This window comes from Streptomyces sp. NPDC088923 (genome assembly GCF_044749745.1).
GTDB lineage: Bacteria > Actinomycetota > Actinomycetes > Streptomycetales > Streptomycetaceae > Streptomyces.
The window spans coordinates 261,851-284,506 of record NZ_JBIVIO010000005.1 but is presented as its reverse complement, the minus strand read 5'-3'; the positions used below and the strand labels follow the sequence as shown (position 1 = coordinate 284,506).

19 protein-coding genes and 5 tRNA genes are annotated in these 22,656 nt (G+C 75.3%); 8 read left to right on the top strand and 16 right to left on the bottom strand.

From position 1 onward, the window contains the following. Window positions 1–186 precede the first annotated feature (186 nt). On the top strand, window positions 187–762 hold the full coding sequence (locus ACIP4O_RS21620; RefSeq protein WP_401576620.1) for a CGNR zinc finger domain-containing protein: 576 nt from the start codon (window positions 187–189) through the stop codon (window positions 760–762). 132 nt (window positions 763–894) lie between these two features. Here ACIP4O_RS21620 and ACIP4O_RS21615 read toward each other — a convergent pair whose 3' ends face one another. Both ACIP4O_RS21615 and ACIP4O_RS21610 read right to left on the bottom strand, forming a co-directional pair. Beyond that, window positions 895–1,236 carry a hypothetical protein gene (locus tag ACIP4O_RS21615; RefSeq protein ID WP_401576841.1) on the bottom strand — a complete coding sequence of 114 codons (342 nt, stop codon included), beginning with the start codon at window positions 1,234–1,236 and terminating at the stop codon, window positions 895–897. A gap of 192 nt (window positions 1,237–1,428) precedes the next feature. Then, window positions 1,429–1,896, bottom strand: a complete 468-nt coding sequence (locus tag ACIP4O_RS21610; RefSeq protein WP_401576618.1) for a hypothetical protein — start codon at window positions 1,894–1,896, stop codon at window positions 1,429–1,431. A 264-nt stretch (window positions 1,897–2,160) separates the two neighbouring features. Between ACIP4O_RS21610 and ACIP4O_RS21605 the strand changes: the two genes are divergently transcribed. After that, complete coding sequence (locus ACIP4O_RS21605; protein ID WP_401576616.1) at window positions 2,161–2,682, top strand: DsbA family protein; 522 nt, start codon at window positions 2,161–2,163, stop codon at window positions 2,680–2,682. A gap of 119 nt (window positions 2,683–2,801) precedes the next feature. On the opposite strand, the gene ACIP4O_RS21600 is transcribed toward ACIP4O_RS21605, so the two are convergent. From ACIP4O_RS21600 to ACIP4O_RS21590, 3 genes are read right to left on the bottom strand one after another with little or no spacing between them, the layout of a single operon-like run. Next, entirely contained in the window at window positions 2,802–3,623 is an 822-nt protein-coding gene (locus tag ACIP4O_RS21600) for a GNAT family N-acetyltransferase (RefSeq protein ID WP_401576614.1), read from the bottom strand. 55 nt (window positions 3,624–3,678) lie between these two features. After that, window positions 3,679–4,512 carry an aminotransferase class IV gene (locus ACIP4O_RS21595; protein WP_401576612.1) on the bottom strand — a complete coding sequence of 278 codons (834 nt, stop codon included), beginning with the start codon at window positions 4,510–4,512 and terminating at the stop codon, window positions 3,679–3,681. Beyond that, complete coding sequence (locus tag ACIP4O_RS21590; protein WP_401576610.1) at window positions 4,509–5,645, bottom strand: chorismate-binding protein; 1,137 nt, start codon at window positions 5,643–5,645, stop codon at window positions 4,509–4,511. Before ACIP4O_RS21590 ends, ACIP4O_RS21595 begins: the two co-directional genes overlap by 4 nt. A 180-nt stretch (window positions 5,646–5,825) precedes the next feature. Between ACIP4O_RS21590 and ACIP4O_RS21585 the strand changes: the two genes are divergently transcribed. From ACIP4O_RS21585 to ACIP4O_RS21565, 5 genes are all read left to right on the top strand, one after another. Next, window positions 5,826–5,898 (top strand) — tRNA-Gly (locus ACIP4O_RS21585). A 36-nt stretch (window positions 5,899–5,934) separates the two neighbouring features. Then, window positions 5,935–6,008, top strand: a tRNA-Cys gene (locus ACIP4O_RS21580). 1 nt (window position 6,009) lies between these two features. Continuing rightward, window positions 6,010–6,081: transfer RNA gene (locus ACIP4O_RS21575), tRNA-Val, on the top strand. Between the two features lie 35 nt (window positions 6,082–6,116). Next, a tRNA-Val gene (locus ACIP4O_RS21570) sits at window positions 6,117–6,188 on the top strand. 45 nt (window positions 6,189–6,233) lie between these two features. Then, a tRNA-Val gene (locus ACIP4O_RS21565) sits at window positions 6,234–6,305 on the top strand. A gap of 136 nt (window positions 6,306–6,441) precedes the next feature. Here ACIP4O_RS21565 and ACIP4O_RS21560 read toward each other — a convergent pair. The 3 genes from ACIP4O_RS21560 to ACIP4O_RS21550 all read right to left on the bottom strand — a co-directional run bounded on the left by ACIP4O_RS21560 (window position 6,442) and on the right by ACIP4O_RS21550 (window position 9,046). Then, a complete protein-coding gene (locus tag ACIP4O_RS21560) occupies window positions 6,442–6,711 on the bottom strand; it encodes a zf-TFIIB domain-containing protein (protein WP_361327890.1) in 270 nt (89 codons plus the stop codon). A gap of 103 nt (window positions 6,712–6,814) precedes the next feature. After that, window positions 6,815–7,783, bottom strand: a complete 969-nt coding sequence (locus ACIP4O_RS21555) for a phosphotransferase family protein (protein WP_401576608.1) — start codon at window positions 7,781–7,783, stop codon at window positions 6,815–6,817. Window positions 7,784–8,878: 1,095 nt separating this feature from the next. Next, window positions 8,879–9,046 carry a hypothetical protein gene (locus tag ACIP4O_RS21550; protein WP_199781407.1) on the bottom strand — a complete coding sequence of 56 codons (168 nt, stop codon included), beginning with the start codon at window positions 9,044–9,046 and terminating at the stop codon, window positions 8,879–8,881. A gap of 528 nt (window positions 9,047–9,574) precedes the next feature. On the opposite strand from ACIP4O_RS21550, the gene ACIP4O_RS21545 reads away from it, so the two are divergent. Beyond that, the gene (locus ACIP4O_RS21545; RefSeq protein WP_401576832.1) at window positions 9,575–10,912 is read left to right on the top strand and encodes a protein kinase; all 1,338 of its coding nucleotides are present in this window, start codon (window positions 9,575–9,577) and stop codon (window positions 10,910–10,912) included. A 118-nt stretch (window positions 10,913–11,030) separates the two neighbouring features. Here ACIP4O_RS21545 and ACIP4O_RS21540 read toward each other — a convergent pair whose 3' ends face one another. From ACIP4O_RS21540 to ACIP4O_RS21505, 8 genes are all read right to left on the bottom strand, one after another. Then, complete coding sequence (locus ACIP4O_RS21540) at window positions 11,031–11,840, bottom strand: TrmH family RNA methyltransferase (RefSeq protein ID WP_401576605.1); 810 nt, start codon at window positions 11,838–11,840, stop codon at window positions 11,031–11,033. Window positions 11,841–11,875: 35 nt separating this feature from the next. Continuing rightward, window positions 11,876–13,108 (bottom strand): uroporphyrinogen-III C-methyltransferase, encoded by a 1,233-nt coding sequence (cobA, locus tag ACIP4O_RS21535; RefSeq protein WP_401576603.1) that lies wholly within the window; start codon window positions 13,106–13,108, stop codon window positions 11,876–11,878. 159 nt (window positions 13,109–13,267) lie between these two features. Next, window positions 13,268–16,975 (bottom strand): nicotinate-nucleotide--dimethylbenzimidazole phosphoribosyltransferase, encoded by a 3,708-nt coding sequence (cobT, locus tag ACIP4O_RS21530; protein WP_401576601.1) that lies wholly within the window; start codon window positions 16,973–16,975, stop codon window positions 13,268–13,270. A 394-nt stretch (window positions 16,976–17,369) separates the two neighbouring features. Further along, window positions 17,370–18,587 carry a precorrin-6y C5,15-methyltransferase (decarboxylating) subunit CbiE gene (gene cbiE / locus ACIP4O_RS21525; RefSeq protein WP_401576599.1) on the bottom strand — a complete coding sequence of 406 codons (1,218 nt, stop codon included), beginning with the start codon at window positions 18,585–18,587 and terminating at the stop codon, window positions 17,370–17,372. A gap of 166 nt (window positions 18,588–18,753) precedes the next feature. Then, entirely contained in the window at window positions 18,754–19,413 is a 660-nt protein-coding gene (locus tag ACIP4O_RS21520) for a GNAT family N-acetyltransferase (RefSeq protein WP_401576597.1), read from the bottom strand. A 194-nt stretch (window positions 19,414–19,607) separates the two neighbouring features. After that, window positions 19,608–20,468: a MetQ/NlpA family ABC transporter substrate-binding protein gene (locus ACIP4O_RS21515; RefSeq protein WP_401576595.1), complete on the bottom strand. Its 861-nt coding sequence runs from the start codon at window positions 20,466–20,468 to the stop codon at window positions 19,608–19,610. Window positions 20,469–20,574: 106 nt separating this feature from the next. Further along, window positions 20,575–21,324 carry a methionine ABC transporter permease gene (locus tag ACIP4O_RS21510; protein ID WP_401576593.1) on the bottom strand — a complete coding sequence of 250 codons (750 nt, stop codon included), beginning with the start codon at window positions 21,322–21,324 and terminating at the stop codon, window positions 20,575–20,577. Continuing rightward, complete coding sequence (locus ACIP4O_RS21505; RefSeq protein ID WP_401576591.1) at window positions 21,321–22,409, bottom strand: methionine ABC transporter ATP-binding protein; 1,089 nt, start codon at window positions 22,407–22,409, stop codon at window positions 21,321–21,323. Before ACIP4O_RS21505 ends, ACIP4O_RS21510 begins: the two co-directional genes overlap by 4 nt. Window positions 22,410–22,656: the final 247 nt, after the last annotated feature.

Below are 22,656 nucleotides of genomic sequence, written 5' to 3'. Positions count from 1 at the left end.
GCACCGCCCGACTCGGGGCGGCGGTACGGGTCCCGCCCCGCCCATGGCCCGCCGTGGGAGGAGTACGGCACGGCCGCCGTTCCGGTACGACCGGGACGGCGGCCGTGTCGTGTCCGGACGCGGCCGGGGCTAGCATCGGCCGTCACCGGCGGGCAGGGGGCCCGCCTCGGGGGCAGGGGGTCCACGGTGCTGATCACCCACGACACGCGGTGCGCGCTGGAGGCGGTGGTCGACCTGGTCAACAGCGCCCCGGCCGAGGGGCGGGCCGAGACGCTCGCCTCGGTGGCCGAGCTGGAGGACTTCGTACGGACACACCACCTCAGCGACACCGGGGTGCTGGACACCTCCGACCTTCAGGCGCTGCACGGCGTGCGGGCCTGCTTCGCGGAGGTCTTCGCCGCGCCGGACAGCGCGACCGCGGTAAAGATCATCAACGAGCTGGTGGCGACCGCGGGGACCACACCCCGGCTCACCGACCACGACGGCTACGACTGGCACGTGCACTACTTCGCGCCGGGCGCCTCACTCGCCGACCACCTCGCCGCCGACTGCGGCATGGCGCTCGCCTTCTTCGTCGTCGCGGACGAACGCGAGCGGCTGCGCCGCTGCGAGGCCCCGGACTGCGGACGCGCCTTCGTCGACCTCTCCCGCAATCGCTCCCGCCGCTACTGCGACAGCCGCACCTGCGGCAACCGCCTCCACGTCGCCGCCTACCGCGCCCGACGCAGGGAAGCGACCGTGAACGAGGGCGCCCCGCACTGACCCCGATCGGGGAGGGGACCCGGCCGGGCGGGGCCGGCCGGACCGGGAGGGGACACGGCGGCGAGGGGACCCGGACGGCGTGCTCGCGCTCCGGCGCGCTCCACGCGCCCGTCCCCGCCGTGCTGTGCGGCCTCAGCTCAGGTAGAGGTCGTGCACCGCGCCCATCAGCAGGAGCAGGCCCACCACCGTCAGGAAGATCATCAGCGGGGGCTGGGAGAGGGCGAAGAGGCACCCCACCTCCTTGCCGGTGGGTGTCCGGTGCCCCTGTGTGACGGCCTCGGGCCGCTCTTCGGGGGCCGGGGCGCCTCCGGGCGCCGCAGGAGCCGGCCGGGCGGGAGCGGGTGTCCCGGTGGTGGCCGGTGGGCGGGGAGCGGGAACGGCGACGCCGGGGCACTCTGCGCGGTGCGACGGGACGGGCAGGGGCGGAACGGGGACCGCGGCCGCCTGCCCCTCGTCCAGGGAGGTCTCGGGCATGACGCAGCGATCATGGCCCACCCGCCCTCGCTCCGCGGCCCGAAATACCCCTCACGCCGCGGAATTCACCGGTTCACGCGTACGAGTTCTATTGACTCAGAGTGACAGAACACCCGGAGCTGCCGCGTTCCCCCGGCCATTCGAACGGCCGTGTCTCAACTCTCGGGACGGGCGCGCGGGTCCCGCGCCGGCTCAGATCCCGTGCTTCTTCAGGATCGCCTCGATGTCGCTGAAGTCCTCGTCCGGCTTGGCGCCGCGCGAGGAGCCCGTCGACTGCCCCGCGCCGCCGGAGGCTGGTCGGGCGGGAGCGCGCCCGGGGAGGGCGGGGCCCGAGGCTGCGGGGGCCGTGGCCTCGTGCTCGCGGGCCGCGCGGGCCGCGGCGCGGCGTTCCTTGCGGGTCCCGTACTTGCGCCGCTCCACCGAGCGCGTCGCGAGGAAGAGCAGCCAGGCAGCGCCGAGCACGACGAAACCGGCCCAGGCGGTGGGGCTGAACGCGGTGTGCGCGAGCCACTTCACGACACCGGTCATGACCAGGCCGATGGGCACGAGCGAGTACGCGGCGACGCGCGCCGCGCTCAGGAAGCGCTTGCGATAGGCGGTGACGGCGGCGATACCCAGGCCGGCCACCGATACGGCGGAACAAATCGTCTCGGCGAGCATCCGGGCCCCTCCAGGCATCTTTGTACGGCGTCCACCGGCTCCGCGCCCGCGCGCCTCACCGGTCCTCTCTCCCCTCCATCGTGCACCGTCGCGGAGGCCGACGACATGGGGACAGCCCCACCCCGGGCCGAATTGGGGGACTTCTCAGGGTCGCGGCGCGGAAAGGATCAGGGTTTTCTCAGGGTCGCGCCCGGGAACCGCGGCGTCAGGCCCGCGGCCCCGGGGGTGAGCGCACGCGGCTCGCGCCGGTGGGAAACTGGTCCGATGAACGAACCCACGCCGCCTCCCGCCGCCTCCTCCCCCGTCGTCCTCGACGTCTGGTGCGAGCTCCAGTGCCCCGACTGCCGCTCCGCGCTCGACGACCTGGACGCCCTGCGCGCGCGGTACGGCGACCGTCTGGAGATCCGGCTGCGCCACTTCCCGCTGGAGAAGCACAAGCACGCCTTCGCCGGGGCCCAGGCCGCCGAGGAGGCGTTCACGCAGGGGCAGGGCTGGTCGTACGTCGCCACCGTGCTGCGCCGTGTCGAGGACTTCGCCGCCGCGGGCGAACCGTTCCTCGTCGAGATCGCCGGTGAACTGGGCCTGGACGCCGAGGAGTTCGACACCGCGCTGATCGACGGGCGGCACATCCTGACCGTGGACGCCGACCAGGCCGAGGGCAAGGCCCTGGGCGTCAAGGGCACGCCCACGTACGAGATCGGCGGCACGCTGCTCGACGGCAGCGCCTCGCAGGAGGGGCTGCGGGAGCGGATCGAGGAGATCGCGGACGGACTGCTCGCGGCCTGAGCGCGCGAGACCGGTCTCCGCGCGGCGCCCCCGCCCGGCCCCCGCGCGGAAACCGGAGCCCCGCTCGGCTTCCGGCCCTCGGGTCCTCCTCGCCCCCCTCGGCCCACCCGTCCGCAGGCTCAGACCAGCGGCTTCACGAAGTGGTGCTGGAAGGGCCGGTAGCCGAGCGACTCGTAGAGCCGCAGGGCCGGGGTGTTGCTCGTGTGGACGTTGAGTTCGGCCGCGCGGTGGCCCTCCGCGAGCCCGTCGGCCTCGGTCCACCGCAGCAGCGAGCGCCCGTGCCCCCGGCCCCGGTGCTCCGCGGCCACCTCGACGCTCATCACGTAGACGTCCGTCTCACGGTCGGTGACCCACAGCGTGCCGACCGCGGCCCCGTCGTGCTCCAGGACCCACAGCCGTTGTCCGTGGCTGCGCGGGCCTTCGGGGAAGGCGAGGGCGAGGTCGTGCGCGGAGCGCGCCCCGGCCTGTTCCTCGCTCAGCCCGAGGTACTCGCGCAACACTCCGGCGTGCGAGCTCTCCTCGTGCTCCCGCCACGCGCCGAACTCCGCCTCGGTCATCCGCCGCGCGACGGAGCCGGCGGGCAGTCCCGGCGCCCGCCCCGCGAGGACCTTGCGCAGCACGCGCGCGTCCTCCGCGTACCCGAGCGAGGCAGCGAGCCGCAGCCCGGCCTCGGAACCGGCGGGCACCACGCCCTCGACGCGTCGGCAGCCCCAGTTCCGCAGGACCTCCTCGGCGGCGAGCACGGCGACGGCCGCGCGCCCCCTGCCCCGGTCGGGCTCGGCGACGCGCAGGCCGACTATGGACCCGAGCCCGAGCTCGGGGCGTGCGCTGAGAACGAGCCCGCCCACGGGACGGCTGTTGACACGGATCTCGTACGCACGGTGACGGGCCCCGCCGGGGTCGTGCTGGAGCGGCTCGGTCGGCCGCAGGGTCGTGGTCATCACGGCCTTTCTACCCCGGCGCCCGGCCGCCCCACCAGGGTGCTCAGGGGGCTGCTCAGGCGGGGTCCTGGTCGGCGGCCGCGCGCTCGGCGAAGACGCGCATCGCCTTGGCCGTGACGGGACCGGGGGCCTGCTCCAGCGTGCGGCCGTCGACGCGGTGCACGGCCTGGACGTCGCGTGTCGTGGAGGTGAGGAAGACCTCGTCGGCCCGTTCCAGGACGTCGAAGGGGAGGTCCCGCTCCTCCGCGCCCGTCCACTCGGCGACGAGGGCGCGCGTGATGCCCGCGAGGCAACCGGAGGCGAGGGGCGGGGTGCAGAGCGTCCCGTCGAGCACGACGAAGACGTTGGAGCCCGTGCCCTCGCAGAGCTGTCCGACCGTGTTGGCGAACAGCGCCTCGGAGGCGCCCTGTTCGTGCGCCCGCGCGAGGGCGAGGACGTTCTCGCCGTACGAGGTCGTCTTGAGCCCGCTCAGCGCGCCCCGCTCGTTGCGCACCCACGGCACCGTGACGGCGGCGGTGGTGTCGGGCCTGGGCGCGATGGCACCGACGGCGACGATGAGGGTCGGCCGCTCCGTGCCCCGGTCGGAGCTGAGCGGCGAGACACCGCCCGTGTACGTGATGCGCAGCCGCCCGAGCGCGACCGGCTCGGCGGCGAGCACGTCCGCGCAGGCCCGCCGCACCTCGTCGAGGTCGGGCTCGGGAAGGCCGAGCCCGGTGGCGGACCGGGCGAGCCGGTCCAGGTGGCGGCTGAGCGCGAACGGGGCTCCGTCGACGGCCTTGACGGTCTCGAAGACGCCGTCCCCCACGGTGATCCCGTGATCGAGCGCGGAGACGCGCGCGTCCTCGGCGTCACGCAGTCCACCGTTGATCCAGATGGTGCGCACAGTCATCGCAGGCTTCCTTCGCTTTCGGCGGGTTCCACGGGGCGGGTCCTGTCGGGTACGGGGCGGGCCGCGCCCGGCGCGGGCGGGCGCTCCGGTACGGGTGCGTCCTCGGAACCCGACGCTATCGCGAGCAGCCGGTCGGCCTTGAGCTCGGTCTCGCGCCACTCGCGCTCCGGGTCGGAGCCCCACGTGATCCCCGCCCCGGTGCCGAAGCGCACGACGGCCGCGCCCCGCTTCCCGCGCTCGATCCAGAAGGTACGGATGCCCACGGCGAGTTGCCCCGTACCGCGATCGGCGTCGACCCAGCCGATGCCGCCGCAGTAGGGGCCGCGGGGCGCGGTCTCCAGTGCGGCGATGAGACGCAGGGCGCTCGCCTTCGGCGCGCCCGTGACGGAGCCGGGCGGGAAGCTCGCCGCGAGCAGGCTGGGCCAGCCGACGCCGGGCGCGAGTTCGCCCCGTACCGTCGAGACGAGGTGCGCGAGTCCAGGATGGCGCTCCACGGCGCACAGTTCGGGGACGGTGACGCTGCCCGTCGCGCAGGCGCGGCCGAGGTCGTTGCGGACGAGGTCCACGATCATCACGTTCTCGGCGTGGTCCTTCTCCAGGAGATCGTCCGGGGTCCGGCCGGTGCCCTTGATGGGGCCGGACTCGACGGTGCGGCCCGCGCGGCGCAGGAAGAGTTCCGGTGACGCGCTCGCGATCTCGACGCCGTGCGCGGGCAGGCGGACGACGGAGGCGTACGGGGCGGGGTTGTCGCGGGCGAGGAGCGCGCCGAGCGCGTCGGGGTCGGCGGCGCCCGGATCGGGCAGCGGGGCGCTCAGGACGCGGCAGAGGTTCGCCTGGTAGACCTCGCCGCGCGCGATGCGGGCGCGTATCTCCCGTACCCCCGCCGTGTACGCGGCGTGGTCGAGCGAGGAGGTCCAGGCGTCCGCGCGCGGACCGTGCCAGGCGCCGGGGCGCACGGGCGGGGCGGGGGCGCGGCGTACGTCGTCGAAGCGGGCGCAGACGAGGGCGCCGTCGAAGTCGGCGGCGACGGCCCAGAAGCCGGAGCTGTCCAGCGCGGCCGGGTCGTCCGTGACGTCCCGCAGGCCGGTGGCGAGCAGGTCGCCGAAGCGGGCGAGGGGAGTCGGGGGGTGCACGCGGGGAGTGTAGGCAGCCGCCGGGGAGCGGGCTCCGTGCGGGGCGTGCGCCGTGGCCGTCCGCTCGCTCCCCGTGGCCGCGCACGCGCACGCTGCGCAAACGCGTTTTTGTACTGGCCCGGGAATCCGCTAGAGTTCCACTCGTCGCCGGGACGCGCCAAGCGCCCCGGACACCGACAAGCGGACGTAGCTCAGTTGGTAGAGCGCAACCTTGCCAAGGTTGAGGTCGCCAGTTCGAACCTGGTCGTCCGCTCGATGATGAAGGACTTTCCCGAGTTCTTCATTACGGGGTGGAGTGGCCGAGAGGCGAGGCAACGGCCTGCAAAGCCGTCTACACGGGTTCAAATCCCGTCTCCACCTCCAAGGACGATTAGCTCAGCGGGAGAGCGCTTCCCTGACACGGAAGAGGTCACTGGTTCAATCCCAGTATCGTCCACCGAGACCGGGCCCCCGGGCCGCGGATCTCATCCCGCGCGATTAGCTCAGCGGGAGAGCGCTTCCCTGACACGGAAGAGGTCACTGGTTCAATCCCAGTATCGCGCACGTGAGTTCACCACTTGCGGCCTTCGGGTCGTGGAGTGGTCCCGAGGACGATTAGCTCAGCGGGAGAGCGCTTCCCTGACACGGAAGAGGTCACTGGTTCAATCCCAGTATCGTCCACACCCCGAAGCCCCCGGCCCTTGTGGCCGGGGGCTTCTTCGTGCGCGAGGCACCGGCCGGTACGGGGGCGGCCCCTCGTACGAGGCCGTCCCCGCCCGCCGCTCAGGCCCGCGCCCGGCGCCGGCCCCGCGTCCGCTCAGGACGAGAAGAGCATCCGCCCGAAGCCGCGGTGACCGCCGTGGTGACCGTGGTGGCCGCCGTGGTGCTGGGCGCCCCAGGGCGCGGCGGGGGCCGAGGGGTACTGCTGGGGCGGCGGGGCCGGCTGCGACCACTGCGATTCCATGCGGGTCAGCGACTCCAGCTCGCCGTAGTCCAGGAATATCCCGCGGCAGCCGCTGCACTGCTCGATCTGGACTCCGCTGCGGTTGTACGTGTGCATGGGGGCACCGCACTTCGGACAATGCATCCTGGCTCCAACTCCTCGCCTGACGCGACGGCTTCCCGGGGTACCGGACCGTCCTCGTTCATCCTGTCAGGACGCGCGGGCGGGGTCAGGAGTTCCCCCCGGGTCAGGCGGGCGGCAGCCCGGCGATCCGGGCGCAGGCGTCCAGGACGGCGGTCTCCGCGTCGTCCAGCGGACGGCCCGCCTCGGTCGCTTTGGCGAGGGCGAGCGCGGCGGTCTGCACGGTGAGCGCCCGGGCCGGGACGTCGAGCCGGGTCCACGGGTCGCCCTCGCCCGGCACGGCGCTGCCGCCGGCGGCGCGGTAGGCGCCGAGGAAGGTGGACCAGTCGGCGGCCGAGAGCAGTCCGCAGCCGTGCCAGGCGGCGGGCCTGGCGAGGTCCCAGGCGGGGTCGCCGAGTCCCAGGTCGTCGATGTCGATGAGCCGCCACGGGCCGCGCGAGGCCGGGTGGCGCACGAGCTGTCCCAGGTGCAGGTCTCCGTGGCACAGCGCGAGGGCGGGGCCCGGCGCCTCGCCGCGCGCCCAGGCGGGCAGCGTCGCCCAGGCGCGCAGGACGAGGCCGCCGCCGCGCGGCGGGGCGGCCTCGCGCATCCGCGCGACGGCGCGGGCCGCCTTCACCGGGCCGCGCATGGGGGGCAGCGGTCCGGGCAGGGCGAGCGGGTCGACGGTGTGCAGGCGGGCGAGGAGGACGGCGGCCTCTTCCCAGGGGGCCAGTTCGGGGGCGTGCGGGTCCACGGGGGAGCCGTGCGGCCAGCAGCTGATCAGGCGCAGGCCGTGGGCGAGGGGGCCGAGCGGGGGCAGCAGGATTCCGGCGAGCGCGGGGTGGGCGGCGACCGCGACGCGCGCGGCGAGGTCGCCGGGCGGGGTGCCGGGGGCGTGCGCCTTCGCGACGACGTCCCCGTGCCGTACGACGGTGCCGTCGGGGCGGTCGGCGAGTACCGGCTCGGCGACGTCGGGGGAACGAGGGATGCCCGCGCCCGCGCTCCGGAGGCAGGAGCAGGGACGTTCCAGGCGGTGCGCGGCGGCGCGGGCGTGTCCGCGCAGCGCGGTGACGAGGTCCTCGGCGGTACGGGGCACGGGCGGCACCCCGGGTCCCGGAGGCGCGGGAAACGCGGTGTCCTCGTGCTGTCGCGCCGCGACGACCCCGGCGTGCTCGGTCCCGGGCGCGCCCGTTGCCACCGGCTCGCCCGCGTGACGCGCGGAGACGGGTGGGTCACCGTCGCCGGGCGAGCGGCCGGCTCCGGCGAACAGGCCGCCGGCACGGCGAGTGCCGTCCCGCGCCCCAGCGCCCTCCCCCGTACCCGCGGCGCCGTCTCCCGCGGCGGGGGCAGCGGGGGCCCGGGTCCCGGCCACGCGGGCCGGGGCGTCGGGCTGCCCGCCGGGTACGGGCCCGGGGCTCTCGCCACGCGGACCCACGCCGGGGCCGCCGCACGGCTCGCCCCCCTGCCGGGCCGCCGAGACACCGGACAGGCCACTCCCGCGCGGCCGCGCGGGACCGGACTCGGGCGGACCCCCGAGGGGACCGGGCTCGGGCGAGGCCGCGTCGGTTTCGGGCGGACCCGCCAGGAGACCGGGCTCGGGCGAGCCCGCGCCGGTGGGTGTCCGTCGCGCCGCCTCTTCCGCTCGCTGGACCGCCGTCCCCGCTTCCTCGCCGCCCTGGCTCGTCCCCGTACCGGAGTGCTCCCCGTCGGTGCCCGTACGCGACTCCCCCGGGCCGCCGTCTCGCGTGGGGTCCGGGCGGGGTGTCCTCGCCCCCTCGGCGACTCCCCCGGGCGCCCGCGCGCCGTCCGCCGTGCCGGTCTCGCCCGCCGGGCGGGTGCCGTTCGGCGGTCCGGGGACTTCCGCCTCCCCGCCGTCGGTCCTGCCGTGCGGGGCCGGCTGGGCGGGGGGCCGGGGGGCGGTCACGGGGACGGCCGGGTGGTGATCGGGTGCACGTTTGCGAGCCTAGGGAATGTCCGTCGATTCCGCGCGGGCGGGCAGCCGGGGGCCGCCCGGCCCGACCCGGGGCGGGCGGAGCGGGTCCGGCCCGGCCCGAAAAGAATGATGCCCGCGCGGCTCCCCAGCCGCGCGGGCATCTGTTGCCGTCCGCCGCACCCCCGTCCCCACGGGGTTTCACGGGCATTGATGTCCCCGCCCGGACCGCTCTTCCGGGCCCATGACGCTAACCGCGCGTCACGGCATCATGCCCACGGACGACGCCTGGAGGACCACTGCTTCCCAGCCGCCGAAGGCGACCACGAGCAGGGCTGCCAGGGGAAGGACGATGGCGGCGGCCACCAGGGGGTGGCGGCGCGCGGGGCGCGTACGTGCACGGGGTGCTTCAGGCACGGTCGTGGCCATCGGTCCTTCTCCTGCCGAAGGTGTCGGTCGAGGGAGCGACGGGGGCGTGACCTCGGGGGGTGAGTGGCGCTCCCGTCGCTGTGCCTCCATCCTCGCCCGCCCGGATAGAGGGGGTCGTCATGCCCTCGTACCGAATACCTGGCCTCCCCCAGGAGGACGGCGGAGCGGTCCCCTACTCCCCTGGGTGGAGATCCTCTGGGGGACTCCCCTGAGGACCGTGATGTGGGTCACGGACGGAAGGGGTGGTTCCGGCGGGGCGGGCGGGGCGGCGGGCGCTCGCGCAGGCCGGTGGGGCGGCGGTTTCACGGTGCCGGGCGGCCCGCTCCGTCAGCGGTGAAAAGGCCCGCAGCCTGCGGCAATTGGGCGAAAACGGGGACGCGGCCGAGCGGGTGAAGGGGCGTCATGGTGAGCGTCCTTCACCGTCCCGTCCCGCGAAGACAATCGTTCGGTCACGGAGGGCGCGGCCTCAGCGCGCACCGGCGCGTGGAAACGTAAGCTGTGGCGCGTCAGCAGTACCGGGCAGCGGGGATGGACATGACGATGATGCGGCTCCGGCGCGAGGACCCGCGTGTCGTCGGCTCGTTCAGGCTTCACCGGCGACTCGGCGCGGGCGGGATGGGCGTCGTCTACCTGGGCTCCGATCGCAAGGGCCAGCGCGTCGCGCTGAAGGTCATCCGCCCGGATCTGGCGGAGGACCAGGAGTTCCGCTCGCGTTTCGCCCGTGAGGTCTCGGCGGCCCGGCGTATTCGCGGAGGATGTACGGCACGGCTCGTGGCGGCGGACCTGGAGGCCGAGCGGCCCTGGTTCGCCACGCAGTACGTACCGGGCCCCTCCTTGCACGACAAGGTGGCCGAGGAGGGCCCGCTGACGGCCGCCGAGGTGGCGTCCGTGGGCGCCGCGCTCTCGGAGGGGCTCGTCGCGGTGCACGAGGCGGGCGTCGTGCACCGGGACCTCAAGCCGTCGAACATCCTGCTCTCCCCCAAGGGCCCGCGCATCATCGACTTCGGGATCGCCTGGGCGACCGGGGCGAGCACCCTCACGCACGTCGGCACGGCGGTGGGCTCGCCCGGTTTCCTGGCGCCCGAGCAGGTGCGCGGCGCGGCCGTCACGCCCGCGACGGACGTCTTCGCGCTCGGTGCGACGCTCTCGTACGCGGCGACCGGGGACTCCCCCTTCGGGCACGGCAGCTCGGAGGTCATGCTCTACCGCGTCGTGCACGAGGAGGCCCACCTGCGCGGCGTCCCCGACGCGCTCGCGCCCCTCGTGCGGGCCTGCCTCGCGAAGGACCCCGAGGAGCGGCCGAGCACGCTCCAGCTCTCGCTGCGGCTCAAGGAGATCGCCGCGCGCGAGACACAGCACCCGGGCAGCACGCGGGGCGCGGGGCAGCGCGAGGTGATCGAGCGGCCCACCGGTCGGCTCGCCGAGCAGTACGCCGAGCAGGCGACGCAGCAGCGCCCGGTGACCCCGGCGCCGCGTGGCCGTCGGCGGCCGGAGGCGGCGGCTGGCGCGCAGGCTCCCTCGCGCAGTGAGCGTCCCGCTCCCGTACGGGACGGGCGCGCGCAGACCGGGGGAACGGGGGCGGGGCGGGGCGCGCGGCGCCCGGTCCCGCAGGGCGAGGGGCCCGAGACGCGGCCTTCCTCCGCCGCCGAGCGCGGCCCCGTCGCGGGTCGTCCGCCGCGTGCCACGGGGGAACGGCAACGGCGGCCCGGCGGCGCCCGGACGGGGGGTACGGGCCGGCCCGGTGCCCGGACGGGGGCGGGGCGGCGTCCCGCCAATCCGCGGCTGCTCCGCCAGCGGCTCGTGGTCTTCTTCGTCGTCACGCTGATCGTGGCGCTCGGGATCATGCTCGTGCAGGGGCTGGTCTGAGGGTGCCCCCTCGGGGGTGATGCGCGGGGCGCCGCCCCGTACCCCGTTCCCCGAACTCCCCTGGCCTTCGGCCGGGAGGTACCCCCGGAGGGGCTGGGGTTCTGCCTGCCGGAGGGGCTTACGCGGGTGCTCGCGTCGCGTAGAAGACCACCGCTGTCGCGGCCGCGACGTTGAGGGAGTCGATGCCCGCCCCCATCGGGATGCGGACGTGCACGTCGGCAGCGGTGAGCGCCGCCGGGGTAAGGCCGGGGCCCTCGCTGCCGAAGAGGAGGGCGAGGCGGGGGTCCGCGCGGGCGACGAGCTCGTCGAGGGTCAGGGAGCGGTCCGAGAGGCAGAAGGCGGCGAGGGTGAAGCCCGCCCGCTTGATGGTGTCCGCGTCGGCGGGCCAGTTCTCCAGGCGCGCGTACGGGAGCGAGAAGACGGCGCCCATCGAGACCTTGACGGCACGGCGGTAGAGGGGGTCGGCGCAGCGCGGGGTGAGGAGCGCGGCGTCCACGCCGAGGGCCGCGGCGTTGCGGAAGGCGGCGCCGAGGTTCGCGTGGTCGACGAGGTCCTCGAAGACGGCGACGCGGCGCGCGCCCGCGAGGACGTCGGCGGGCGCGGGCAGCGGGGTGCGGTGCAGGGAGGCGAGGGCGCCGCGGTGGACGTGGTAGCCGGTGACCCGCTCGGCCGTCTCGGGGCTCACGACGTAGACGGGTGCCTCGCTCGCCTCGATCACGTCGGCCAGGGAGGGCAGCCACTTCTCCGTGAGCAGCATCGAGCGCATGCCGTGCCCGGCGTTCAGCGCGCGGCGCACGACCTTCTCGCCCTCCGCGATGAAGAGCCCTTCCTCCGGTTCACGGCGGCGGCGCAACTGGACGTCGGTGAGCGAGGTGTAGTCGCCGAGCCGGGGGTCCGCCGGGTCGTCGACGCGTTCGGGTACTGCCACGGGGTGCCGCCTTGGGTCGTACGTACGAGGGACGGTCAGGCGTCGAGGGCCGCGACGGCGCCGACGACGATGACGGCCGGGGGGCGCACGTCGTGCGCGCGGGCGGTGTCGGCCGCGGTCGCGAGGCGCGCGTCGACGCGTCGCTGAGCCGCCGTGGTGCCCTCCTGGATCAGTGCGACGGGCGTCTCGGGGTCGCGGCCGTGGCGGACGAGCGCCTCGGCTATCGCGCCGAGTTTGTCGACCCCCATGAGGATCACGAGCGTGCCGCGCAGCCGGGCGAGCGCCTGCCAGTCGACGAGGGAGCGCGGGTCGTCGGGCGCGACGTGACCGCTGACCACCGTGAACTCGTGGGCGACGCCGCGGTGCGTGACGGGGATGCCGGCGGCGGCGGGCACGCTGACCGAGCTGGAGATGCCGGGGACGACGGTGCAGGGGATACCGGCGGCGGCGAGGGCCTGGGCCTCCTCCATGCCGCGCCCGAAGACGAAGGGGTCGCCGCCCTTGAGCCGTACGACGGACTTCCCCGCCCTGGCGTGCGTGATGAGCGCCTCGTTGATCGCCTCCTGCGCCATCGCGCGCCCGTACGGGATCTTCGCGGCGTCGACGACCTCGACGTGCGGAGGGAGTTCGGCGAGGAGGTCGCGGGGGCCCAGCCGGTCGGCGATGACGACGTCGGCCTCGGCGAGGAGGCGGCGGCCTCGCACGGTGATGAGGTCGGGGTCCCCCGGGCCGCCGCCGACGAGGGCCACCTTCGGCGTCTCGCCGCTCGCCTGCCTCGGCACGGCGACGCGGCCCTCGTCGAGCGCGCGCAGGAGGGAGTCGCGCACGGCGGCGGTACGGCGCGGGTCGCGCTCGGCGGGCTCGGTGCTGAGGACGGCGACGGTGACACCGGCGCTGTGCCCGGTCGCCGGTGTCCAGGCGCTCGCGGCGTCGGCGTCGTCGCTGCGTACGCACCACACGCGGCGTTCCTCGGCCTCGGCGGAGGCGGCGGCGTTGGTCTCCGCGTCGTCGGTCGCGACGATCGCGTACCAGGCGCCTTCGAGGTCGCCCGCGCGGTAGGGGCGGCGCTCCCAGCGGATCTCCCCCGCCGTGGCCATCGCCTCGACGGACGCGGTCGCAGCGGGCGAGACGAGGAGGATGTCGGCGCCCGCGGTGAGGAGGGCGGGGAGCCTGCGCTGGGCCACCTGGCCGCCGCCGAGGACGACGACCTTGCGGCCCGCGAGGCGCAGTCCCGCGGGATAGGCGGGGTGGGTGGCGGCGGAGGGCATGGCGGAGCGGCTCCTTGGGGCGCGGGGAGGGGGGCGGTGCGACGTTGCTCCGCGGGGCCAGCTTACGGGGGCGCCGTGGAGCGTCCCGTGGGGGCGGTGGGAAGGGCGCCGCGGGGGCGGTGGGCGGTGGGCGGGGAGCCGCGCACCGCCCCCGGGGCGCTACTTCTCCGTGACTCCCGCCGAGTCGAAGGTGGCCACCTCGTGCATGGCGCGGGCGGCGCTCTGGACGAGGGGGAGGGCGAGGAGGGCCCCGGTGCCTTCGCCGAGGCGCAGGTCGAGGTCGACGAGGGGGCGCAGGCCGAGGCTGCCCAGGGCCGCGACGTGACCCGGCTCGGCGCTGCGGTGGCCCGCGATGCACGCGGCCAGGACCTCGGGGGCGATCGCGCGGGCGACGAGGGCCGCCGCTCCCGCGCTCACGCCGTCGAGGATGACCGGGGTGCGCAGCGAGGCGCCGCCGAGCAGGAGCCCCGCCATCGCCGCGTGTTCGAGCCCGCCGACCGCCGCGAGGACGCCGATGGGGTCGGCGGGGTCGGGGCGGTGCAGGTCGAGTGCGCGGCGGATGACGTCGACCTTGTGGGCGTGCATCTCGTCGTTGATGCCGGTGCCGCGCCCGGTGACCTCGGCCGGGTCGGTGTCGGTGAAGACGGAGATGAGCGCGGCCGACGCGGTCGTGTTGGCGATGCCCATCTCGCCGGTCAGGAGGGCCTTGTTGCCGGCCGCGACGAGGTCGCGCGCGGTCTCGATGCCGACCTCGATCGCGGCGGTGACGTCCTCGCGGCTGAGCGCGGGGCCCGCCGTCATGTCCGCCGTGCCCGCGCGTACCTTGCGCGGCAGCAGCCCCGGCGTGGGCGGCAGTTCGGCCGCGACGCCGACGTCCACGACGCACACCTCGGCGCCGACCTGCTTCGCGAAGGCGTTGCAGACCGCGCCGCCGCCGAGGAAGTTGGCGACCATCTGCGCGGTCACCTCCTGCGGCCACGCGGTGACGCCCTGGGCGTGCACGCCGTGGTCGCCCGCGAAGATCGCGACGGCGGCCGGTTCGGGGATGGGCGGCGGCGAGACCCGCGAGAGGCCGCTGAGCTGCGCGGAGATGATCTCCAGCATGCCGAGCGCCCCCGGCGGCTTCGTCATCCGCTTCTGCCGTTCCCACGCCTCGCCGAGCGCCTTCGCGTCCAGCGGGCGGATGCGCCGCACCGTCTCGGTGAGCAGGTCGGCCGGTTCGGCGCCCGGCAGCACGCGGCGGCCGTACGTCTCCTCGTGCACGACCCAGGAGAGGGGGCGCCGCTTGGACCACCCGGCCTGCATCAGCTCGGGCTCGTCGGGGAACTCGTCCACGTACCCGACGCACAGGTACGCCACGACCTCCAGGTGCTCGGGCAGGCCGAGCGCGCGCACCATCTCGCGCTCGTCGAAGAAGCTGACCCAGCCGACGCCGAGTCCCTCGGCGCGCGCGGCGAGCCACAGGTTCTCGACGGCGAGCGCGGAGGAGTACGGGGCCATCTGCGGCTGTGTGTGGCGGCCGAGGGTGTGCCTGCCGCCGCGCGTCGGGTCGGCGGTGACGACGATGTTGACCGGTGTGTCGAGGATCGCCTCGATCTTCAGCTCGCGGAACTGCTTCGCGCGGCCCTTGGGCAGCGAGGCGGCGTACGCGTCGCGCTGCTTCTCGGCCAGCTCGTGCATCGCGCGCCGGGTCTCCTCGGAGCGGATGACGACGAAGTCCCAGGGCTGCGAGTGCCCGACGCTCGGCGCGGTGTGCGCGGCCTCCAGGACGCGGAGGAGCACCTCGTGCGGGATCGGGTCGGAGCGGAAGCCGTTGCGGATGTCGCGCCGCTCGCGCATGACGCGCAGCACGGCCTCGCGCTCGGCCTCGTCGTACCCGGGCGCGGGGGGCCCGGCGGGGGCCTGCGGGGGTACGGGGGCGGGGGCGGCCGCGCTCGCGGCGGCCTCGGAGGGGGGCGGGGGGGCGGGGGCGGCACCGGTGGGTGCGGGCTCGGGCGTCGCGGGCTCGGGCGCGGTGGCCTCGGTGGGCGCGGGCTCCGGCGCGGTGGCCTCGCTCGTTCCGGCCTCGGGGGTCGTGGCCTCGGGGGTCGTGGCCTCGGGGGTCGTGGCCTCGGGGGTCGTGGCCTCGGGGGTCGTGGCCTCGGGGGTCGTGGTCGCTTCGGCCGGGCTCTGCTCGTCCTGGGCGACCTCGGGCACGTCCGCCGGGTCCTGCTCGCCGACGACTCCCGCGGGGCTGGGCCAGTGGGCGGCTCCGACGGGGGTGCCGGGGAGGTGGGGCAGCGGGGCGGGCGGGGTCATGACGTGGGCGGCGGGAGGCTCTGCCGAGGGAGGCTCGGGAAGCGCGGCGGGCTCCGCCGGAGCGGCGGGGGGCTCCTCGGCGAGGGGCGGCTCGACCGGGGCGGGCTGTTCGGCTGCGGGCTGTTCGACGGGGGCGGCCGCCTCGACGGGGGCGGCCGCCGCGGACGACGCGGGCGCCTCGGACGACTCGGCCGGAGTCGGGGACTCGGCCGGGGCGAGGGGCCCCGCCTGCTGGGCGGGGATCGCCACGACCGGCTCGGGCTCCGCGGGCACGGCGACGGTCTCGACGGCTTCGGCCTGCGAAGCGGTCTCCGGCGCGACGGGCTCGGCAGCGGGGGCCGCCTCGGTCGTCGGCTCGGCAGCGGGATCGGCCACAGCGGACGGCTCCGGCACCGCGACGGGCTCGGCCACACCGGCCTCCTGGGCCGCGACGGCGTCCCCGGCCACGGCGGCCGACCCGGCCACGGCGGCTGTCTTCGGCGCGGCGGCCGCTTCGGTCCCGTTCTCCCGCGCCGGTTCCGACTCAGCCTCCAGCGGCGCGGCGGCCTCCGGCCCGGCGACAGCCTCCTCCGGCTCCGCGACGTGCTCCGCCTCGGCCACGGGCGCCGCCTCCGGTGCGTCCGCGGACGCCGCCCGCGGCTCCACGGCGGGGGCGGCCCCTACGGCCTCGTCCGTCTCCGCGGCGGGCGCGGCCTCGGCGGCCGGCTGCCGTTCCGTCACGTCCTGTGCGACCGGCGCCGGGGCGGGGGGCTGCGCCGGGACGGTCGTCCATCCCGTACCGCTGTGCGTCGTCGCGTACTCCGGCCGCGGGGCGGCGGGGCCCCGGTCGGCCAGCGTGCGGACCGGGCTGTTGCGCGGGTCGGGCAGCGCGGGGCCCATGTGCAGCGGGCGCCGCTGCGGGGTCTGGGCGCGGGCGGGTGCCGCCGCGGTGGCGCGGACGGCCGAGAGGTCGACGGCGCCGCTGTCACGGCCGTCGGTCTCGTGCGGCTCCGGCACGTGCGGCTGCGCGGAGGCGTCGACGGCCGGGGTCTCCTGGCCCTCCGCCACCTGGGCTCCGTCGGCCGGGCCTTCGCCGGACCGGCTCTCGTCGGCGGCCTCGGCGGCCGGGGTCCCGGCGGCCTGCGGCCCGGCCGCGGGCGCGGCGGACGTCTCCGGCGCGGCGAAGGCCTCGGCGTACGCCTGTCCGTCCTGTTCCGGCGTCACCGCGACGGCTTCCTGATCCGGCTGCTCCAGCGGGGCGACGGGCGCGGCGACCGGTACGGGCGGCACCGGCGCGGGCTGCGGCAGCGGGGTCACGGGGACGGCCTGCGGTACGGGGGCCTCGGCGCCCGGCAGCCCGGCCCCGTAACTCCCCTGCGGGCTCTGCTCGGTGGCCGCGCCCTGGTAGGCCGCCTGCACCGGCTGGGCGAGCACGGGCTGCGCCTCGGTCCAGGCGCCCTGCGCGCCCGGCATGAAGAGGAGGTCGTCGTCCTCGGCCGGAGCTGCGGCGTACCCCTGGTACGGGTACGGGCCCGGCTGTGCCGCAGCCTGCGGCTGCCCCTCGGCCGGGCCCTTGCCGGTGTCCGTCATGCGTACCCCTCGCCCACGTGTCAGCTGTTTCGCTTGTATCCGGTCGTACCGGCTTCCCGTGCCCTCCGGGAGCTGCCGACTGCGGCCGGGTCCTTCCGTTGCCCACCGGCAGGCCGTTCGGCCTCCCACGGGGAGCAACGAGCGCACGCGCCCTGCGGCACGATGCGGGCAGAACCCTGCCGTCCCGGGGCATTCTCCCGGTCCCGGCGCACTTATGACGGCCACTTTCCGCCACAGTCGGCTGTGGACTGCGCCACGTCGGCGCGCGCCCGTCCCTCGGAACCCCGGATCACGGGGCGGACCTGGGGTTTACGGGCCGGTTCGCGGTGCCGGGGGCAGCTCGCAAAGCTGTACGACGATCGGCCAGCCTACCCCGCTAGCTGTGGCCACTGGTTCACGGGGCGCGATCAGGACGATGGGCGGAAAGGAGAAACACGACGGTACGTTCGGTTTCGGTCCACTCCCCCACATCGAGGGCGACGGACTGGAGCAGCGCGCACTCGACCGCGTAGCCGTGCTCGGCCAGGGTGCGGCCGAGGAGTTCGGCCTCGTCGCGGGTCCCCGCGTGGGTGACGATCGCGGCCGGACGGCGGTCCGCGACGGCCGAGACGACCGGCGCGCCGCCGCCCCCGACCCGTACGACATCGGGTTCGGGAAGGTCTTCGAGTATGTGCGGGGCGCTGCCGTGGACGACCTGCACCCGCACGCCGAAGCGGCGGGCCGAGGCGGTGGTGCGGGCGCAGGCGTCCGGGTCGGTGTCGACGGCGAGCACCGCGGCTCCGAAGCGGGCGGCCTCGGCGGCGAAGGCGCCGGTCCCCGAGCCGATGTCCCACACGAGGTCGCCGGTACGGGGACCGAGGCGGGCGAGCTGGGCGGCGCGCAGTTCGCGGGCCTCGCCCTCCAGGGGCGCCCCCGCCCCGTACTCGCGCGCCGGGAGCGCCCAGCCGCGTACGGGTCCGCCGGGGTCGCGCCCCGCGATCCAGCCGTTGTCGGTCCCGCCCGCCGTCGCGTTGCCGCCGATGACGATGACGACGTTGGGGTCGCGCCAGGCGTGGTCGGCGGCGCGGTCGGAGGTGACGACGGTGATGCGTTCGCGCGCGGTGCCGAGTTCCTCGCAGATCACGAAGGTGCGGTGCACGCCTTCGAGGAGCAGGCCGAGTTCGGCGGGTCCCGCACCCGGCGAGGTGAGGACCGCGACCTTGGGGTGGGCGCGGCAGACGTTGACGGCGCGGCGCAGGGTGCGCGGGTGGGCGACGACGATCTCGGCGTCCTCCCAGGGCATCCCGGCGCGCGCGAAGGCGGAGGCGACGGCGGAGACGGCGGGCACGACCTCCAGCTCCAGGCCGTGTTCACCGGCGCGCAGCGCGCGGACGACGCCGAAGAAACCGGGGTCGCCGTCGGCGAGTACGACGGCGCTGCCCCGGTGCAGGGCGATGCGGCGGGCCGCGAGGTGCACGCTGCCGAGCCGGATGCGCTCGGCGTCCCGCGGTACTTCGGGGAGCGCGAGGTGGTGGGCGGCCCCGGCCACGAGCGTCGCGGCGCCGAGCGCGGAGCGGGCCGCCTCGGTCAGCGGCGAACCGTCCCAGCCGATCACCGTGACCCGGTCGGCCATCTTCGTGAGTCTCCTGTGGTGTGCGCGGGGGCGGGGCCCGTGAGCGTGCGGGGCGTACGGGCAGGGGTGAGCGTACCGTTCGCACGCCTGTCCGGGCAGGGGCGGTTCCGGGTGCCCGGGCCGGGGCGGCGTGGACCCGTCGGCCCGTATCCCCCTCGCGCCGCCGTCAGTTCCAGTCGGCGTAGGCGCGGACCGGACCGTGCCCGGTGCGGGTCTCCTCGTGCACGGCGGGGGCCTCGACGTCGTCGTCGAGGTCCTCGGGGAGCAGGCTCCAGACGATGAGGTCCGTGCGGCTGCGGCGCAGGACGCCGCTCTGGTCGCGGTGCCTGGCTATCCAGGCGCCGCGCAGTACGCCCTCGCTGATGCAGCCGATGCGCTGCGCGACCTGCTGCGCGGCCGTGTTGTCGGCGGCGGTGCGCAGTTCGACGCGGGCGAAGCGCCGGTCCGTGAAGAGCCACTGCGCGACCGCGAGGGCGGCCTCGGCCGCGTACCCCTCGCCGCGCGCCCAGGAGGCGGTGACGCAGGAGAGTTCGGTGGCGCGCAGGTCCCAGTCGGTGCGGCTGAGCCGGATCGCGCCGACGAGGCGCTGGGTGAGGAACTCGGTGACGGCGAGGACGAGTCCCTCACCGCCCAGCCGTTCTCCGGGCGCCCGGTGGGCGATCCAGTCGCGGGCGTGGGCGCGCGTGAAGGGCTGTGGGTACGTAGTCCAGGCGGCGACGGGCTCGTCGTTCATCATGTCGGCCAGGGCGGCGGCGTCATCGGCTTCGAAGGGGCGCAGGACCAGCCGCTCGGTGCTGAGGGAGACATCGGGGAAGAGGGAAGTCATGCGCCGCTCCGTGATGGTCGGGCCTGGTCGGTGTCCTCGGCGGTCCTGGGGCCGCTGTGCCGGATGGTCCAGCATGCAGCATGGGACCCGGGGGGCGCACCACCGGGGCACGCGGAGGTCCCGGCGCGCCCGAGGCGTGCTCGGGCGGCCGGGGCCCCGCGCGGGGCGAGGGGTCGGTGGACTCGGAGGCCGGCTCAGAAGGCCGGGAGGACCGAGCCCTCGTACGTGTCCTCGATGAACTTCTTGACCTCGGGCGAGTGGAGGAGCTTGGCGAGCTTCTTCACGCGCGGGTCGCTCTCCTTGCCGTCCTTGACGACGAGGATGTTCGCGTACGGGTTGTCCTTGGCCTTCTCCAGCACGAGGGCGTCCTTCGCGGGCTTGAGGCCGGTCTCGACCGCGTAGTTGCCGTTGACGACGGCGGCGTCGACGTCGTCGAGGGAGCGTGGGACCTGCGCGGCCTCCAGCTCCTTGAAGGAGATGTCCTTCGGGTTCTTCGCGATGTCCGCGGGCGTCGCGTCGTCTCCGGCGCCGGACTTGAGCGTGATGAGCCCGTTGCTTTCGAGGAGCTTGAGGGCGCGGGCCTCGTTGGTCGCGTCGTTGGGGACCGCGACGGTCGCGCCCTTCTTCAGCTCGTCGAGGCTCTTGACCTTGTGCGAGTAGGCGCCGAGCGGCTCCAGGTGCACGGCGGTCACGGGGACGAGGTCGGTGCCGTTCTTCTTGTTGAAGTCGTCCAGGTACGGCTTGTGCTGGAAGAAGTTGGCGTCGACGGAGCCGTCCTGCGTCGCGGTGTTCGGGGTCACGTAGTCGGTGACCTCCTTGACCTTGAGCTTGAGCCCCTCCTTCGCGGCCAGGTGGTCCTGGACGTACTTGAGGATGTCCGCGTGCGGGGTGGGGCTCGCGGCGACGAGGAGCGCCTTGTCGCTGTCGCCCGAGCCGCCGCTGCCGGAGTCGTCGGAGCCGCAGGCGGCGAGCCCTAGACCGAGGGCCCCCGCGACGGCGACGGCGGTGGCGATACGGGTGATACGGCGGGCGGTGTGACGGGTGTGGTTACGCACGAAAAGTGCCTTTCTCGGTGGTGCTGCTCCCGGCGGGTGCGGGGAGGTGGTGCGGTGGTGGTCCGTGGGCCGGGGCGCTCGGGCGGCCCCGTGGGCCGAGGTGGGCTCAGGCGGCGTCGGCGGTGTCGCGTACCTCGGCCGCTTTCGCGGCGGTGCGGGGCCGCAGGAGGCGGAGCGCGGGGACGGGGCCGCCGCGACCGCCCCGGTCGTGGAGCGCGCGGGCCGCGTAGTCGCCGAGGAACTGGATGACGGAGATGACGACGGCGAGGATCGCGACGGTCACCCACATCAGCCCGGTCTCGAAACGCTGGAAGCCCTCGCGGATCGCGATGTCCCCGAGGCCGCCGGCGCCGACGGTGCCCGCCATCGCGGAGTAGCCGATGAGCGTGACGATCGTGGTGGTGGCGCTGGAGACGAGCGAGGGCAGCGACTCGGGGACGAGGACCTTGCGGACGACGGCCCAGGTCGTGCCGCCCATCGACTGCACGGCCTCGACGAGCCCGTGGTCGACCTCGCGCACCGCCGTCTCGACGAGGCGTGCGTAGAAGGGGATGGCGCCGAACGCGAGCGGCACGATCGCGGCCTCGCGGCCGATCGTGGTGCCGGTGAGCCAGCGTGTGAAGCCCATGAGGGCGACCATGAGGATGATGAACGGCATCGAGCGGGCGATGTTGACGAGCTGCCCGAGCACCTTCGAGAGCACGGCGTTCTGGAGCAGCCCACCGCGCGCGGTGAGCACGAGCAGGACGCCGATGGGCAGGCCGAGGGCGACGGCGATGAGCGTCGACCAGCCGACCATGTAGAGGGTGTCCCAGCTCGCCTGGCTGAGCAGCGGTCGCATCTCGGACCAGGTCATCGGCCCGCCTCCTGAGTCTCGGTGGTGGCGATCGTCGCGGTCGTGGCGGTCTTCGCGGTCGTGGCGTCGAAGGACGGGGCGTCCGGGCGCACGGGCTCGACCTGGAGCCCCTGTTCACGCAGGAAGCCGATGGGCACGACGTTCTCCTCGTACCGTCCGGGCAGTTCGATGCGCATCCGGCCGACCTGGCGGCCCGCGACGGTGTCCATCGCGGCGCCGAGGATCGAGATGTCGATGTTGTACGTACGGGAGAGCTGGGAGATCACCGGGCGGCTCGCCGAGTCGCCGTGGAAGGTGACGTCCACGACGGTGCGCGCGGGGCCGCTGGGCTCGCCGCTCACCGGGAAGAGCGCGGCGGCGAGCGCGGAGCGCGGCGTCGCGAGGAGTTCGTCGAGCGTCCCCGACTCGGTGATGCGGCCCTTCTCCATGAGCGCTGCCGAGTCGCACACGGTCTTGACGACGTCCATCTCGTGCGTGATGAGGAGAACGGTGAGGCCGAGTTCGCGATTGAGGGAGCGCAGGAGTTCCAGGACCGAGCGGGTCGTCTCGGGGTCGAGGGCGCTGGTGGCCTCGTCGGAGAGGAGGACCTTCGGGTCTCCGGCCAGGGCGCGGGCGATGCCGACGCGCTGCTTCTGGCCGCCGGAGAGCTGCGCGGGGTAGGCGCCCGCCTTGTCGCCGAGGCCGACGAGTTCGAGCAGTTCCCCCGCCTTCGTGGCCCGCGCGCGGCGGCTGTGTCCGAGGATTTCGAGCGGCAGCTCGACGTTGTCGCGCACCGTGCGCGAGGAGAGCAGGTTGAAGTGCTGGAAGACCATGCCGACGCGGCTGCGCGCGGCGCGCAGTTCGCGGCTCGCGCGGCTGCCGCGGCCCTGGAGCGCGGTGAGGTCCTGGCCGTCGACGAGGACGGTGCCCGACGTGGGGCGCTCCAGCATGTTGACGCAGCGGATGAGGGAGGACTTCCCGGCGCCGCTCTGGCCGATGACGCCGAAGACCTCCCCCTCGCGTACGTGCAGGTCGACGCCGTCGAGCGCGGTGAGGTCGCGGCCGCCCGACCGGTAGACCTTGGTGAGGTCCTGGGTGGTGATCACGGGGGTGTCCCTGGGATGTCGAGTGCGCGGCGGCGTTCACCGGCACGGGAAAGTGCCGTGCGCGGGGCACGGGCTGAGGGGGCGGGACCTGCCGCCGCTTCCGGGTCCGGGCAGGCCGGGGCCGTGGGGCGGCGGGGTGCAGGTCCGGGGCAGGCGCGGCGCGCACCCGGTCAGGGGGTGCGGCCTCGCGGCGCTGCCGGTCTCGCTTCGGGGCGCGAGGCGGGGACCCTCAGAAGGCACACATTCG

Bases quoted from the DNA above. Each gene is read 5' to 3' on its own strand.
- ACIP4O_RS21615 (WP_401576841.1), bottom strand. From the start codon at position 1,236: ATGCCCGAGACCTCCCTGGACGAGGGGCAGGCGGCCGCGGTCCCCGTT.
- ACIP4O_RS21610 (WP_401576618.1), bottom strand. From the start codon at position 1,896: ATGCTCGCCGAGACGATTTGTTCCGCCGTATCGGTGGCCGGCCTGGGT.
- ACIP4O_RS21605 (WP_401576616.1), top strand. From the start codon at position 2,161: ATGAACGAACCCACGCCGCCTCCCGCCGCCTCCTCCCCCGTCGTCCTC.
- ACIP4O_RS21600 (WP_401576614.1), bottom strand. From the start codon at position 3,623: ATGACCACGACCCTGCGGCCGACCGAGCCGCTCCAGCACGACCCCGGC.
- ACIP4O_RS21595 (WP_401576612.1), bottom strand. From the start codon at position 4,512: ATGACTGTGCGCACCATCTGGATCAACGGTGGACTGCGTGACGCCGAG.
- ACIP4O_RS21560 (WP_361327890.1), bottom strand. From the start codon at position 6,711: ATGCATTGTCCGAAGTGCGGTGCCCCCATGCACACGTACAACCGCAGC.
- ACIP4O_RS21550 (WP_199781407.1), bottom strand. From the start codon at position 9,046: ATGGCCACGACCGTGCCTGAAGCACCCCGTGCACGTACGCGCCCCGCG.
- ACIP4O_RS21545 (WP_401576832.1), top strand. From the start codon at position 9,575: ATGGACATGACGATGATGCGGCTCCGGCGCGAGGACCCGCGTGTCGTC.
- cobA (WP_401576603.1), bottom strand. From the start codon at position 13,108: ATGCCCTCCGCCGCCACCCACCCCGCCTATCCCGCGGGACTGCGCCTC.
- cobT (WP_401576601.1), bottom strand. From the start codon at position 16,975: ATGACGGACACCGGCAAGGGCCCGGCCGAGGGGCAGCCGCAGGCTGCG.
- cbiE (WP_401576599.1), bottom strand. From the start codon at position 18,587: ATGGCCGACCGGGTCACGGTGATCGGCTGGGACGGTTCGCCGCTGACC.
- ACIP4O_RS21520 (WP_401576597.1), bottom strand. From the start codon at position 19,413: ATGACTTCCCTCTTCCCCGATGTCTCCCTCAGCACCGAGCGGCTGGTC.
- ACIP4O_RS21510 (WP_401576593.1), bottom strand. From the start codon at position 21,324: ATGACCTGGTCCGAGATGCGACCGCTGCTCAGCCAGGCGAGCTGGGAC.